The organism is Aporhodopirellula sallentina SM41 (assembly GCF_000346505.1).
Taxonomy (GTDB): Bacteria; Planctomycetota; Planctomycetia; order Pirellulales; family Pirellulaceae; genus Rhodopirellula; species Rhodopirellula sallentina.
Window position 1 is genome coordinate 1 of record NZ_ANOH01000058.1, and the last position, 13999, is coordinate 13999.

Sequence of the window (13999 nt, forward strand, 5' to 3'; positions counted from 1 at the left end):
CCCTGCTAAACGGCGGTCAGTGAAACGAATACGTTCAATTCGTGACCGCCAAAGTCGTAATCGATTTGCAGCGGATCGCAGGAACTTGGGAAGGCGAGTCGTGACCGCCCGGCGAGCATCACGTGGGGCAGACCGAGATGCAGTTCGTGGTCTTCGAGACGTCGCTTCGCTCCGCCGGTCACGATGTTGCCAAGTTCCCCTACCGCATCGATGACGGTTTGATCGAGCGTGTCGGAATGGTGGTCGATAAGACTCTCCGTCCATCGCAGTGCCGATGCGAGTCCCATGCAAATGCTGACGCTGCCTTGCAGTTGACCGCTGAGCCCGACGACGACGGTGATCTCTTCGTCATACTTCGTCGTCTGATGAACGTCGTACTGACGCACCGATGGCGTCTTCTCGACAACGCGGTCAGTTTGAACTTGCGAGATTTCCTGTCCAACCATCAATGAGAACGTTTCGCGGATTGATGAATCAACCGCGTCGGCGATCACACTTTCGAGATCGAGAGAGAGGGTAGCCATGGCATCGATGATTGATAAATGGGGATAGGTGAATTGATTGCGTTTTGAGATTGGAAATGCCCGATCCCAATAGCTGAATTCGCTAGCGGTGCGTCACGATCAAAATTTCGGGCTCAAGGCCGTAGCGATAGTTGCCAAGACCTTCGGTGATTCACCAGCCCGATGCGCAAGCGAGTGTTTGCCTGTAATCCTTTGCTTGCGCTGCGGTCTGGTAAATTGACAATTCGTCGGCGAGTTTCGCTACACCACGACTAGGCTTTGTCGCACCACCAGCGGCGATCTGTTCCGGTACGAGAAACGAACGGCCGCCGGTGACGTGGTGGCTCGGGGTGGGTTATGCGTTCGCCGGGCACGGAAGGACGCGTTCGAGTTTTTGCTGCAACGTGTCCTGATCGAACGGTTTGACGAGGTAGTCGTTCACGCCAGCCTGAATGGCCAGCATCACCTGCGCCTTCTCCGATTCGGTCGTGATCATCATGATGGGCAGTTTGTGCCCGCCGCCGCGAATCGTCTTGACGAGTTCGAGGCCGTTCATGTTGGGCATGTTCCAGTCGGTGAGGATCAGGTCAAAGCCCTCGCCGTCTCCGAACTTCGCGACAGCTTCGACGCCATCGGCCGCTTCGACGACGTCGTCAACCCACAGGCTGTTGAGACCGCGTGCGATGATTTTTCGCATGACACCGGAATCATCCACCAACAAAACTTTCATTCTAAGAATCTCGCAGCTAATCAAGTTGTAGAAATGGGGCAATCCGGGGAGACCTCCTTTGGAGATGGCAACGATTGTCACGTTGCCGCGTGTCTCTCCCTTGCTGAAAACTTAGGCCGATTCACCGAGGGCTGTCGGCAGAATTAGTTGACAAATGCACGGTTCCGGCACGAAGGTCGCCAAACACGGCACGGTTCGCAGAATCCGGCGTCTGAGTGAAATTACCTAGGTGCAAATTGCGCGTTTTTCGATTTTGCTGTTTGTATTGCGGCGATTCGACGCGTGAATTTTTTGAAACTTGTCTGTCGGCGTCCACCAAGATTTGCTACTCCCCGGTGTATGACTGCCCCCCTTGAATTCAATCCGACGACACTGCGACCACCCGGCGTGCACAACGCCGAGGCGGATGTGCGATCGGAATTTAACGGTTCCATGCAATCGCAACGGCGATCGATCGTTTTCGCGAACCGCATTCCGTTTTCGGGCCGAAAGAGAGCAGCCGAATGAGAACGAGTTCGCAACTTGGCACCATATTCCCGGAGCAGGATGAACCGCACGACTGCCACATTGTCATCGTCGGCGGTGGTACCGCGGGATGGATGAGCGCAGCGACACTCAAGCGACGCGTGGGATGTCGGGTTACCGTCGTTGAGTCTGACCGTGTCCCGCCGATCGGAGTGGGCGAAGCGACGATTCCCGCGATGGTCGACTGGATCGAGAACATGGGCATCGACGAGGATGAATTCATCCGTCGAACCGGTGCCACGTACAAATTGGCGATTCGTTTCGATGATTGGATCGAGCCCTCTCACCGCTACTGGCACCCGTTTGGTATCTGCGGTTGCTCGATCGAGGGCGTGGACTTGATTCATGCTTGGCAACGTGGTGTCAGGGAAGGGTGGCTGCCGAACGATTCGCAGTATACCGACTACAGTTTTCAGAAAGAGTTGTGCGACCACGGTTGTGGCCCGCGGCAACCGGGTATGCCGAGCATCGCAGAGAACTACGCGTTTCATCTCGATGCGGGAAAGCTCGCTGTCTTCCTTCGCGAAGTCGCGTTGGCCGAAGGCGTCCAGCATCGCGTCGGTGATGTCGAAGACGCACCTCTCGACGAGCACGGGAACATCGCGTGCTTGTGCCTCGCCGATGGATCACCCCTCCAAGGCAATCTGTATGTGGATTGCACTGGGTTTGCGAGCGTGATGATTGAGAACGCAATGAACTCGCCGTGGGAGGATTGGTCGGAACAACTCATATGCGACCGCGCGATCACCTTTCGCATCGCGGGGAACACCAGTCAACAAGACGACGGGGCCGTCGACGTCGGACGCCGTGCCCTGGCTCCGTACACGATCAGTACCGGAATGAACGCCGGTTGGTCATGGCAAATTCCGTTGGCCGAGAACACTGGTTGTGGTTATGTGTTCTCGTCGAAGCACATCAGTGATGAAGCGGCCAAGAGCGAGTTATGTGCGTTGGTCGGTGCGGATCCTGACATGGTTTCGGCGAAAACCGTACCGATGAGAATTGGAATGCGGCCTCGACAGTGGATCGGCAATTGTGTTTCGATCGGTTTGTCGGCCGGGTTTGTCGAGCCGCTCGAATCGACGGGAATCTTTTTGGTGCAGCGAGCGTTGGATGAACTGTTTGAGTGTTTGCCGCCGGCAACTCCGCTCGCCTTTCATGCCGGACATTTTGATCACGCGACCTTCAACGGTCGGATGACCGAGGTTTATCGGCAGGTTCGAGATTTCGTCTTGATGCACTATGTGGTATCGCGGCGGCGAGATACACCCTTCTGGATTGACGCCGCCACCGTTGATCAACCTGAATCGTTGCGTGGTTTGCTTGACGAATATGTGTCGACCGGACGTGTGCGACTGCCACAGCGAGATCCAACGTTTGCGGAAGCCAATCACCATTTCATCTTGAGCCCCGCCGGGGTTCGTGCGGGCACGCACGAGTTCGGGCATCCAGGCGAAAGTCCGGCCATTCCCGGTGTTCCCGCAGGGCAGTACCAACCCGTGCACCCGAGCGTGATCTTTGACTCGATTCGTGCGAGTCATCGAGAATTATGTGCCGCGTTGCCGGCGCACGACGCTCTGATTCAATCCATCCACGGTGTCAAAACGACGTGTGACGATCGCGATGATGCCACCCATTTCCCTCCTAAACTTTACCCTCCCACTGCGAATCTGCTGTCATGACGATCTCTTACAAGCTAACCCCGATGAAAAGTGACAGCGGTAGTTGTCTTGCAAAGTGGCCGATGGTCCTCGCATGGGGATTGATTCTCGTGTCTTTCTTGCAAGGGCAAGGCAGCAATGTTGTCCACGCTCAAGAAATCACGGCGGAGGAGTTTGAGAGCTTGCTCGGCATGCAAGATTCACAGGACGCCGACGAAACCAAAACGGCTGCCCCCAAAGAATACGCTGGTGGTCGGAAGAACGTCGAGAATCTTCCACCGGTGTTTGATGACACGCTGAAAACGGTGGGCTTCGAGGAATACGAAGCGATTGATCCGGTTTCATTGCAACTCGCCGATCTGCAATCGCAACTCTCGGCCCAGCACATGGAAATCGGGCAATTGCGGGCACAGTTGAATAGCCCCATGAAGTTCGGCGGCCGGAAGAAGCCACGTTATTTCGCGACCTATGAAAGCGTGATTGTGCAACCGGTGCAAAGCAACACGTCAGCATTGTTGGTTGAAACCGACGAGGGCTATTCACAGGTCATGTTCCCGTGGAAGCTCGAACATAGTCCTCGCATCGAGTTCGGCGTGATGCCGGCAGCCGGCAAACTCGGGTATCGGATGCGGTACTGGCAGTTTGACCATTCGGCGAGTTTCTACGCGGACGCCAACAATGGAATCATTCCGACTGGGAACTGGGCAACGGTAGGCTATTTGGCCGAGGACGGTGACGTGGTCACGGGAGTCGGCTTTGTCGAAGACGGTAGCTTTCGCAGTTCGATCCGCACCGATGTGATCGACATGGAAGTGCAAAGAACACTGAGTTTGCCGATCGATCTCTTCGCGGGGCTTCGGTACGCTCGGATCAAACAAGGCTACCTGGCGCGGACCAATCAAGCGGCGATTGCGTCCGACGAAGATGTTTTCGCGCAGACTGAATTTCGCGGCATCGGCCCTTCGGTCGCGATGCGGTTCACGCATCAACTGCCGTTGAACCGTTTGTCGTTGTTCGCGGATGCCCGCGGAGCGTTGTTGTTCGGCAACCAAGAATACGCCGTTGTCGACACCGCCAACAATCTGCTGCAGAATTTGAACGCCGTTGGTGTAGAAGACTGGAGCGATCTTTCCAACGCGATGGCGACCAGTGCCGAACTGAAATTTGGAATCGAGTATGTGCCCGCTGATTGGTTGGCGATGCGAGTAGCGATGGAAGCACAGCACTTTGGCGGTATCGGCGGTGCCAACCCGACCGCTGTCTTCACCGGTCCTGACCACGGGTTGTCGACGGACAGCCCGCTCGATGATGACCTGAGCTTCTTCGGCCTGAGCGTCGCAGTGGAAGCCGGTTACTAGGCTTCGATCAGATCAGCTTCACTCCGCTGACGGTCTGAATTTCTCGAACAACCACGTTGTTTTAGCTGCGTGTTGGAGACATTGACGTCTTCAGCGCGCACGCCCAACGGAGGGTTTCCGAGTACGCGCTCAACCACGAGGCGAACCGAAAGCACGCGAACGACAATGTTGGGACGAACCGACAAGAAGAATTGCTTGGGACGTTCGTCGATGATTTGGCGGGCAACTGTCAAGTATGAACTGGCTGACAGGCAACAGGTCGTCGCGACGGGAGTTCCGGGTGCCCGGTGAAAGCCAATGAGTCCGGATGCTGTTTGCTACTCGCTCGATCCGCCGGTGACGCTCGCGTCGCGATAGAAGCGGCGTTTTCTGGGATCTTCCCATTTCCTGTTGGCGAAGAATAGCGAGTCAACCCGATTTTGCTGGTTGTCGTCTGGGGCAACCGCGACTCGTTGAGGTGTTCCCAGGTGTGCTAGCGTCCAAGAGTAGCGGGGGGCTGAAGCAGAGAGTGTGGGGATATTCATCACGCACACCGGAAGCTGACCCAACACGGCGACAGGAACGATGCTTTGGAAGACGTCCAGACACTGGAAGACGGGCGAATCGATGAACGTCATTCGCTCAGCACTTAAGCCCGCGTTTACCTGGCGTTTCGGAGTCTGCGAAAATTACGGGCACCGAGTCGAGTGAAGTTATCTCCCCTCCAAACTCGCTGGCGACAAAGGCCACCGATATCAATGGGTTGATGAGTGGCTGATCGAACAGCACGCTGATCCTGTGATCCCTTCAAGGAAAAACGAAGATCGCAGCGCACGTCTGGTCGAGTCCGATAAACCGACCTATCGGCGACGCGGCGTCATCGAACAAATGATCGGAAGGTAGAAAGAATGCCGCCGCGTCGCGACTCGCTTTGAGAAGCCGGCGCGAAACTATCTCTCGATGGTGAAGCTTGCGATGATCGGCCGTTTCCTTCGGATCGTAGCACCCGCGGATTCTCACCTATAGCCGTTTTCAGGCAGAGCCGAACTTGAACTAGTCGAAGAAAGACAAAGGCGAACCGTTCAGACATAGTTGTCCGGTGCGCCATCGCTTGTTGTCTCCGAATTCCAATGTGCGGAACCGCACGATCGGATGCCCTCAAAGGTCCGGCGACTCTTCAGGAAGTAACGCATCAAGTAAATCCTAGAAACTTTCCACTTAGACTCTTGTTTTCTGACGCCGTGTCAGCAAGAACTGACACTATGTCAGCAAAAAAGGTCAAGAAACCAATTCAAGGAAGCCGCCGCGACGGTACCGATGCCGTGTCGCAATTGCGTAAGTCGGATCGTACGCGGCAGTCAATCCTTGATGGCGCGTTGGAGTTCCTGTGGACTCATCCGTTTCGTGATTTGACGATCAAGGAATTGATGTTGATAGCCGGCATCAGTCGGTCAGCGTTCTATCAGTACTTCAGTGACGTGCATGAATTGATGGAAGCTCTGCTGCGTAGTCTCGAAGAAGATATTTTTGTGGTTGCCTCGCGCTGGCTCGAGGGTGAAGGAGACCCGGTTAGGTTGCTCGAAGAAACAATGTCCGGTTTGGTCAGCGTTTGTTACAAGCGTGGACCAATTTTGCGAGCCGTTGCCGATGCGGCTCCGATGGATGAACGATTGGAAAAATCGTGGAAGGCTTTTCTGCAGGATTTCGACGATGCCGTTACGGCTCGAATTGAGCAACATCAAGCCGCCGGGCTGATCAAACCCTTTGAGGCTCGGCCAGTCGCGATTGCGCTCAACCGTATGGATGCTTACTTGCTGATCCACCAGTTTGGACGCCGACCGCGTGGTAACCGAGAATCCGTTAAGGACGCGATCCTTCGATTGTGGATCTCGACGCTCTATGGCGAAGAGAAGGTAGCCACCTCTGCCTCAGGACGCCGAGCGAAACGTACGAAGACATCAAGCTCAAAAAACTCTTAGGCAATTCAATGGGTAAGAACATGAAACGCAAAACGGCAGTCGCGTCAACGCTGGCGCTCTTGGTCGGATTAAGCATTGCTTCGACCGGAAATGCGCAGGCACCCAAGATGAAAATGACCACGGAGATTCCGCCGGGAATTGCCACGCCGGACACACTGGAAACGCCTTTGGGGACGTTGCGTTCACTGGATGGTGTTCCTGATGCCAAGACGACTCAGCGGGTGTTTGATAACCTCGATTTCCAACGCGCGACGCAGGCCTATCTGTCGACCATCCAGATCTCCTCGATGGATGCGATGCGGAAAGGGCTGCTTACTTTCGGCCCGGCGAATCGCACCGCGTTGTTGTTTGAAGACCTCATGGATTCGAAGGCGCTTTGGCTGACCCCGAACACGGTTTCGGTCTACATGGCGATGTGGTTGGAATTGGGCGATGAACCGATGGTGTTGGAGACGCCTCCCAACGTGTTGGGGTTAATCGACGATGCGTGGTTCAAATACGTGGCAGACTTTGGCAACGCCGGGCCCGACAAGGGGAAGGGCGGAAAGTTCCTGATCCTACCGCCCGGGTACAAGGGCGAAGTGCCGGAGGGTTACCACGTCGCTCGCACCGAAACGCATGGCAACTGGGTGCTGTGGCGGGGCTTTCAAGTCGATGGTTCTACCAAAACCGCAGTGGATGCGACGAAGAATCAGTTTCGAGTCTATTCGCTTTCGCAAAAAGATGATCCGCCCGCGATGAATTTCGTGAATGTGTCCGGCAAGTTTCACAACACGATTCACCGCATGGACTACGGGTACTGGGAAGAGCTCAATGAAGTGATACAGCGTGAGCCGGTCGATGCATTGGATCCCGAGATCCTCGGTTGGCTGGCAACGATCGGGATCGAGCACGGGAAAGCTTTCGATCCTGATCCACGGATGAAAAAGATTCTCACCGATGCCGCGAATGTTGCGGCTGTGACTGCCCGAGCATTAACGGCGCGTCCCCGAGATCAGCGACTGTATGTGTATCCCGGAGAGCGAGTTTGGACGAACCCTTTCATCCAGGGCCGTTATGACTTCTTGCTTGACGGTGTTCGATTGATCGACTCGAGGATCTACATGCACTTCTACGCGACCGGAATCACGCCCGCGATGTCAGTCAAGAATGTCGGCAAGGGATCGCAGTACCTGATCGCTTACCTAGACAAAGACGGGAACGCACTGGACGGCAGCAAGACGTACAAGATTCATTTGCCGCCCAACGTGCCAGCGAAAGACTTCTGGTCGTTCACGATTTACGACACTCAAACTCGATCGATGCTGCAAACCGACCAGCAGTTCCCTGGTCTGGACAACAACCAGGAAGGATTGAAGAAAAATGCTGACGGTTCCTACGACATTTACTTCAGCCCGAAGCCTCCGGAGGGAATGAAGAACAACTGGATTCAATCCGTGCCTGGCAAAGGTTGGCACACCATCTTCCGCCTCTACGGTCCACTGGAACCCTTCTACGACAAGAGCTGGAAGCCCAGCGATCCGGAAGTGGTGGAGTAATCTCGGCTGGGGCTTCCAGCCCCAGTATTCAAATTCAATCTCCTGCGGTTGGAAGCCACAGTCACGATTCGCTTGTAGTAAAAATTGACAGAATGACCACCGCGTTACTCACTACCGTTCTGCTGACAGCTGCGCACGTTCTGTTGCAGGCTGCACTCGTCGTGCGGGTGCTCCTGAGACCTCATCGCCAGCCCGCCTCGCGTATTGCCTGGATCGTCGTCATTGTTGCGGCTCCCGTGGTTGGGATGATTGTCTACCTGTTATTGGGCGAAACCAATGTCGGACGATCGCGTATCGAGCGGTTAAAAAAGGTGGTGGCGCGTTTATCGAACTTGCGAATGAGTACCGATAATGGTGCCGGAACCCATTCCGCGGATGTGCCACAGCACTACGTGCATCTCTTTCAAGCGGGGAAATCGGTCAACGGATTCGATGTTGTCGGAGGCAATCGGGCGACGTTGATGCAGGACTCCAATTCCACGATCCAGTCGATGGTCGCAGACATTGATGCGGCCACTTCGCATGTCCATTTAATATTCTACATCTGGCTTCCGGACAACAACGGACGCAAGGTTGCCGAAGCGCTCAAGCGGGCAGTCCAGCGTGGAGTCACGTGCCGTGCGATGGCGGACGACCTGGGTTCACGGACGATGATTGCATCGGAGCATTGGCAAGCCATGAAGAACGCTGGAGTCCATCTGGCAACCACGCTTCCGCTTGGCAATGTCTTGTTGCGACCGCTGCGAGGCCGGATTGATCTGCGAAACCATCGCAAGATCGCGGTCATTGACAACAGAATCACGTATTGCGGCAGCCAAAACTGTGCCGATCCCGAGTTCCTTGTCAAAGCAAAGTATGCACCCTGGGTCGACGTGATGATGCGTTTTGAAGGACCCATCGTTCAGCAGAACCAACTCCTGTTCGCCAGCGACTGGATGAGCGAAGTGGACGAAGACCTGAGTGATCTGCTGCGTGAACCAAGCGAAGCAGCGACGACTTCTGGCTTTCCTGCCCAGGTGATCGGGACGGGGCCGACGGTTCGGGCTTCCGCGATGCCGGAAATATTCGAACTGTTGATGTATACGGCTCGCCGCGAGTTGGTGATTACGACGCCCTATTACGTTCCCGACGAGCCGATGCAGACGGCGCTCTGTGCGAGCGCCCGGCGTGGCGTCGATACGACGATCGTCTTCCCCGCACGCAACGATTCGTGGATCGTGGGCGCGGCAAGCCGAAGCTACTACGACGATCTGCTAGCCGCAGGAGTCAAAGTGTTTGAGTTTGAAGGCGGCCTGCTGCACGCCAAGACATTGACGCTTGACGGAGAAGTCACGTTGATTGGATCGGCCAACATGGATCGTCGCAGTTTTGAGCTGAACTACGAGAACAACATCTTGTTTTACGACCCAACCATGACGTCGGAGATGCGTCGGCGGCAGCAGGAATTCATCTCGCGGTCCAGCCAAGTGAATGTCGAGACGGTTGGGCAGTGGAGTTGGCGTCGAAGACTGATTGACAATACGGTCGCCATGTTGGGACCCGTGCTGTAGAGCTAAAGCGGCTGCGGCTTCCAACCGCAGCAGATACAAGTGACTGCGACAGGAGGTCGTAGCCACCATCAATAGCAACGGAAAAAACTAACATCGAGGGAACAGATTGACATAGATGTAGCGGAAGCAGTCGCAGTCCGGCAGTTACGCACGTAGTTGCTCTCTCAACACTCGGGTGCCTCACCGGGACCAAGCATCACGGCAAATGAACTGGCCTCCTTCCGTTTTGGGTTGTGGTTCATGTTGTCGATGGTCACGTCGCTGCTGTCTTCGAGACCACGGTTGACAAGAAGCACTCGCGTGCCCGGATCGTAGATCGTCACCGTTTTTTCCAACGCACTCTTTCCAACATCGAGCCGAGTGGACCGGATCTGGGTCAAGGCGGACTTTCGCTGCTACTGCTGCCGAACTGCGACGGACACGTCCCGGTGGGTTGCAATACATCGAAGTCCTCGACCAGCAACGTTTTTCCGTTCTTTCGCTTCCTAGTGAGCAAAGGCGAGGAAGTCCGTCACCAACGACCTTGGTTCCATCAACCTCTCCTTCGGTCCGAAGCAACCCGATGGTGTTGCGGGGGCTAACGTCAGCAAAACCATTCCGGTTGCTACTGCCTGTCAGCGTGGCGCCTGTACGGAACCAGAATGGACTTTCGAGGTCGATGGTGCGAGCGAGTTGGGGCGAGCGAGTTGGGGCGATGCGAAAATCACCGGCCGCGATTGAGGGGCCTTCGACTTAAACGCCGAGCCACCACGCGCCGAGCGACATCCACAGTGGGATTAGAAAGAGTCCCGCGATGGATGTTGAAAGTACGATTCGTAGGGCCGTGGTTGTGTCGCCGTGGTAGAGGCGAGTCAGGACGACCGGAAAGACCGCCGAAGGCATGGCTGCTTGCAGTAGCATGACTTGTTGGAGGTCTGTTTGCGTCAATGCCGTGGCGGCGAACGCGAGCATTCCCAGTGGCATCAGCAGTTGCCGATATCCGAGTGATGCCAGAATCAGTGGTGTGGCCCCATTCCACTGAGCGGCTTTGAGGAAGTCGATGATGATCGCGCCGCTGAGCATGAGCCCCATCGGGATCGAGGCGGCCGCCAGGATGCTGATCGTTTTCATCAGAGCGCTGGGGACGTAGACATCCCAACCGAGAACGCGGGTCGCCACGGCGAGAGTCGCGGCAACGATCGGTGGGCTGGTGATCGCCGGGGCCAGTGTGCCGATCCATCGCGAGACGTTGGAGCGTGGTTTCGACGAAGAAGCGTTCGGCGCGTTAACGCCGCCAGAGATGATGGCGATCCCAACGCTCCACATCGCCATGTCGACGCCGACATTGTGCAGAATCAGTTCCACCTCCGCGTTGGGGTAAAACATCTGCGCCAGCGGGAGCGGGATGTAGCCGTAGTTGCAGATGCCGGCACAAAGCGAAAACGCTCGCTGTTGTTTGTCCGAGTGCAATCCGATCCACGGGCCGATCGTTTTGGCGATCATCCACGCGACCAACATGCCCGCGGCGGTGAACCCGAACCCGATCACCGGTGGCAACCAGGCGGTGGAAATCGAGTTGAGTGTTTCGTCGTTGAGGATCCGGTCGAGAAAGAGCGCCGGCATCAAGACGTTGGCGGTGATCTTGGCGAGGGAAAAGTCGGCTTCCGCCGAAAGCCATTTGCGAGATCGACACAACGCTCCGGCGGCAATGATCAGGAAGACGCCCAGCACACTGCTGACGATCTGGCCGAACCGAACCCAGAAAGATGCATCGGTCAAAATCGACGACGCCGGGGGCGACGGCGACGAAACACCACCGAGTCCGTACAGGTTGGCCAGCCACTCGATCATGAGGGCATGCATTCCTGCATCAGCAATTGCCATTCGGTCCACTGAATCTGTTGCAGCGAAACGATCGCTTCCTCGTTGTCGTGACGTACCGCGGCGGCAACGGAGTCGTTGAAGTCGAACGGGTCGCTGTATTGATCCGGATAAATTTCGCAGAGCGAATCAAACACGGGGCTGGATCGAACTCGGCGGAACCAATAGGCGGCGTTGGAGTAATCGCCTTCGCGGCGGTGCATGATTCCGTGCCAAAAACTTCCCTGGGCGGAGGGTTCGTTCTGGCTGATTGAGTGGCTGCGGTCGAGGTCGCCGGCGAGCAACCACAATCCGGATACGACCAACGGCGGGGCTGGGATTTGGCCGGATTGGGTTTGCAAACTGGATGCGTTTGCGGATTCGAGTTGTTGCGCGAGGGCCGCGTCGAACGGTCCGTCCGCGAGTCCCGGCATCGAAGAGGATTCGATCGCGGATCGCAATTCCGGTGCAAACTGGTTCGCTGCCGATGCAAAGAAATCGTCGAATTGAGGCATGGTTCGATGAGGGGGAATCAGGGCGGGTTATGTCGGGGAGCGGAGGTCCGCAGGGTTGGCGGCGGAATTTGATGGCCGAATTTGGTGTGTCGTGGTGCCTGGGGATTCATGGGCGGTGGCGGCCGATTGCCGTGGTCGCCGGAAACCCGCCGCTGTCCGAGGGCGTGTTTTGCTCGGGTTTTTCGGGAAGGCTACCGGTTGAGCCACCGGATTGCTAGACTGCGGATTGTTGAACGAGATCGCTCGCGTCGCAACGTCCGGATGGACGACATCGTACGGCACCTACGGGAGTGCTTCGCTGTGACGAGTGCACCTCCGCGACGAAGGGCTGTAGCCCGATCTGTGGCGGTTCCACGAGTGTTCGCTCCAATCTCATGCCTTTCCCATGCCCTTGCCCGCCGACGCCAGAACATGTCAGTGACCGAGAACCCGGATTCCAACCGCCCCACGTCCGAATCCACTTCCGCGGACGCCCCCGCCGAGGCTGTTTCGCCTTCGCCTGAGGCGGCCGCTTCGCCTGAAACGAACGTGGAATCGACCCCGGCTCCATCCACGCCGGAGGGAGGCGAGTCGAAAAAGTCAAAGGCTCCGTTGCCGCGAATCGGCAGCGGCCCGTTGGCAGCACGCGGACTCGGCGTCGCCAAACCTCAATCGCCGGCTGCCGTTTCGACGGAAGATTTCGAGCGTACGCAGTCGAAACCCGGCGGGAAACCGGGAGGCAAAAACAGCGGCAAGAAAAAGTCGCCTCGTCCACGGCTCGCCGGTGAGTCGGACCAAGACGTGACGCAGGCTCGCAAGATCGAAGTGCCCAAGCCCGGCAAGGTCAGCGTGCCGAACATCCGCCACGGTTTGACCGATGACCTGCAGGCGGAACTCGACGCGTCGCTCGCCGATGCGGATTTGGACGCGTTCTACGGCGGCACGGCGGGTTTGCCCGATCGACGCGAACCGCTCGAAGAAGGATCGCGGGTGCAGGCGAAGGTTCTGAAAATCAAAGAAGACACCGTGTTCGTCTCTCTTGGCGGGCCGGACGAAGGTACGATCCCGTTCGAACAGTTCACCGAAGAAGAGCCGGCTCCGGGAGCCAACGTGGAAGTTTTGGTTCGCGGATTCAACCGGGAAGAAGGGCTGTATTCCTGCACGCTGCCCGGCGCAGCGATCGAAGTCAGCGATTGGGATGACATCGATGAAGGCTCCGTCGTCGAGGTGCTCGTGACGGGGCACAACACCGGCGGATTGGAATGCCAGATCGGATCGGTCCGCGGTTTCATGCCGATCAGTCAAGTGACCGAGTACCGCGTCGAGGACCTCTCTGAGTTTGTCGATCAAAAAATGGTCTGCTTGGTCACCGAAGCCAACGCCAAACGCGGAAGCCTCGTCGTCAGCCGGCGTGCGATCTTGGAACGCGAACGCGAAGTCCGCCGCCAAGAACAACTCGAACAGATCGAAGCAGGAGACATCCTCGAAGGCACCGTTCGCAGCGTCCGGGACTTCGGCGCGTTTGTCGACCTCGGCGGACTCGACGGTTTGATCCACGTCAGCAAACTGAGCTGGGAACGGATCAAACACCCGAGCGATGTGATCAAAGAAGGTCAAAAGGTCAAAGTCAAAGTCGACAAGATCGACAAGCAAACCGGAAAGATCGGTTTGTCGTATCGTGACCTCCTCGAAAACCCTTGGGACACCGCCGAAAGTCAGTTCGCGACCGGTTCGGTGCACTCCGGTGTCGTGACCAAAATCGCGGATTTTGGTTGTTTCGTTCGCCTCACCGCTGGCGTGGAAGGTCTGGTCCACATCAGTGAACTGGCAAACCACCGCGTGT

General features: G+C 56.7%; 12 protein-coding genes. 6 read left to right on the forward strand and 6 right to left on the reverse strand.

The annotated features are described in order from the left end of the window. Nucleotides 1-5: 5 nt before the first annotated feature. The gene (locus RSSM_RS03000; RefSeq protein WP_008674340.1) at nucleotides 6-524 is read right to left on the reverse strand and encodes a chemotaxis protein CheX; all 519 of its coding nucleotides are present in this window, start codon (nucleotides 522-524) and stop codon (nucleotides 6-8) included. Nucleotides 525-858: 334 nt separating this feature from the next. Beyond that, nucleotides 859-1233, reverse strand: a complete 375-nt coding sequence (locus RSSM_RS03005; protein ID WP_008674342.1) for a response regulator — start codon at nucleotides 1231-1233, stop codon at nucleotides 859-861. Between the two features lie 503 nt (nucleotides 1234-1736). On the opposite strand from RSSM_RS03005, the gene RSSM_RS03010 reads away from it, so the two are divergent. Both RSSM_RS03010 and RSSM_RS03015 read left to right on the forward strand, forming a co-directional pair. Beyond that, the gene (locus RSSM_RS03010) at nucleotides 1737-3440 is read left to right on the forward strand and encodes a tryptophan halogenase family protein (RefSeq protein ID WP_008674346.1); all 1704 of its coding nucleotides are present in this window, start codon (nucleotides 1737-1739) and stop codon (nucleotides 3438-3440) included. Beyond that, nucleotides 3437-4777 (forward strand): Lpg1974 family pore-forming outer membrane protein, encoded by a 1341-nt coding sequence (locus tag RSSM_RS03015; RefSeq protein WP_236620903.1) that lies wholly within the window; start codon nucleotides 3437-3439, stop codon nucleotides 4775-4777. The genes RSSM_RS03010 and RSSM_RS03015 overlap by 4 nt, the downstream gene beginning before the upstream one ends. Before the next feature lie 317 nt (nucleotides 4778-5094). On the opposite strand, the gene RSSM_RS33000 is transcribed toward RSSM_RS03015, so the two are convergent. Next, the gene (locus tag RSSM_RS33000; protein WP_144059528.1) at nucleotides 5095-5394 is read right to left on the reverse strand and encodes a hypothetical protein; all 300 of its coding nucleotides are present in this window, start codon (nucleotides 5392-5394) and stop codon (nucleotides 5095-5097) included. Between the two features lie 624 nt (nucleotides 5395-6018). Between RSSM_RS33000 and RSSM_RS03030 the strand changes: the two genes are divergently transcribed. From RSSM_RS03030 to cls, 3 genes are all read left to right on the forward strand, one after another. After that, the gene (locus RSSM_RS03030) at nucleotides 6019-6735 is read left to right on the forward strand and encodes a TetR/AcrR family transcriptional regulator (protein ID WP_008674354.1); all 717 of its coding nucleotides are present in this window, start codon (nucleotides 6019-6021) and stop codon (nucleotides 6733-6735) included. Between the two features lie 20 nt (nucleotides 6736-6755). Next, on the forward strand, nucleotides 6756-8273 hold the full coding sequence (locus RSSM_RS03035; RefSeq protein ID WP_044300823.1) for a DUF1254 domain-containing protein: 1518 nt from the start codon (nucleotides 6756-6758) through the stop codon (nucleotides 8271-8273). 92 nt (nucleotides 8274-8365) lie between these two features. Next, on the forward strand, nucleotides 8366-9823 hold the full coding sequence (cls, locus tag RSSM_RS03040) for a cardiolipin synthase (protein ID WP_044300824.1): 1458 nt from the start codon (nucleotides 8366-8368) through the stop codon (nucleotides 9821-9823). A 164-nt stretch (nucleotides 9824-9987) separates the two neighbouring features. Here the strand turns inward: cls and RSSM_RS03045 are convergent, their stop codons facing one another. From RSSM_RS03045 to RSSM_RS03055, 3 genes are all read right to left on the reverse strand, one after another. Then, nucleotides 9988-10203, reverse strand: coding sequence for a hypothetical protein (locus RSSM_RS03045; RefSeq protein WP_008674359.1), 216 nt, complete (start codon nucleotides 10201-10203; stop codon nucleotides 9988-9990). A 352-nt stretch (nucleotides 10204-10555) separates the two neighbouring features. Next, the gene (locus tag RSSM_RS03050) at nucleotides 10556-11653 is read right to left on the reverse strand and encodes an AEC family transporter (RefSeq protein ID WP_008674360.1); all 1098 of its coding nucleotides are present in this window, start codon (nucleotides 11651-11653) and stop codon (nucleotides 10556-10558) included. After that, nucleotides 11650-12177 carry a hypothetical protein gene (locus RSSM_RS03055; protein ID WP_008674361.1) on the reverse strand — a complete coding sequence of 176 codons (528 nt, stop codon included), beginning with the start codon at nucleotides 12175-12177 and terminating at the stop codon, nucleotides 11650-11652. Before RSSM_RS03055 ends, RSSM_RS03050 begins: the two co-directional genes overlap by 4 nt. A 411-nt stretch (nucleotides 12178-12588) precedes the next feature. On the opposite strand from RSSM_RS03055, the gene RSSM_RS03060 reads away from it, so the two are divergent. Further along, the coding region (locus RSSM_RS03060) for a S1 RNA-binding domain-containing protein (protein WP_044300825.1) at nucleotides 12589-13999 on the forward strand (1411 nt) is incomplete at its 3' end.

What these genes read in the sequence shown, in the direction of transcription:
- RSSM_RS03000 (WP_008674340.1), bottom strand. Translation starts at nt 524, where the DNA reads ATGGCTACCCTCTCTCTCGATCTCGAAAGTGTGATCGCCGACGCGGTT.
- RSSM_RS03005 (WP_008674342.1), bottom strand. Translation starts at nt 1,233, where the DNA reads ATGAAAGTTTTGTTGGTGGATGATTCCGGTGTCATGCGAAAAATCATC.
- RSSM_RS03010 (WP_008674346.1), top strand. Translation starts at nt 1,737, where the DNA reads ATGAGAACGAGTTCGCAACTTGGCACCATATTCCCGGAGCAGGATGAA.
- RSSM_RS03015 (WP_236620903.1), top strand. Translation starts at nt 3,437, where the DNA reads ATGACGATCTCTTACAAGCTAACCCCGATGAAAAGTGACAGCGGTAGT.
- RSSM_RS33000 (WP_144059528.1), bottom strand. Translation starts at nt 5,394, where the DNA reads ATGACGTTCATCGATTCGCCCGTCTTCCAGTGTCTGGACGTCTTCCAA.
- RSSM_RS03030 (WP_008674354.1), top strand. Translation starts at nt 6,019, where the DNA reads ATGTCAGCAAAAAAGGTCAAGAAACCAATTCAAGGAAGCCGCCGCGAC.
- RSSM_RS03035 (WP_044300823.1), top strand. Translation starts at nt 6,756, where the DNA reads ATGAAACGCAAAACGGCAGTCGCGTCAACGCTGGCGCTCTTGGTCGGA.
- cls (WP_044300824.1), top strand. Translation starts at nt 8,366, where the DNA reads ATGACCACCGCGTTACTCACTACCGTTCTGCTGACAGCTGCGCACGTT.
- RSSM_RS03050 (WP_008674360.1), bottom strand. Translation starts at nt 11,653, where the DNA reads ATGATCGAGTGGCTGGCCAACCTGTACGGACTCGGTGGTGTTTCGTCG.
- RSSM_RS03055 (WP_008674361.1), bottom strand. Translation starts at nt 12,177, where the DNA reads ATGCCTCAATTCGACGATTTCTTTGCATCGGCAGCGAACCAGTTTGCA.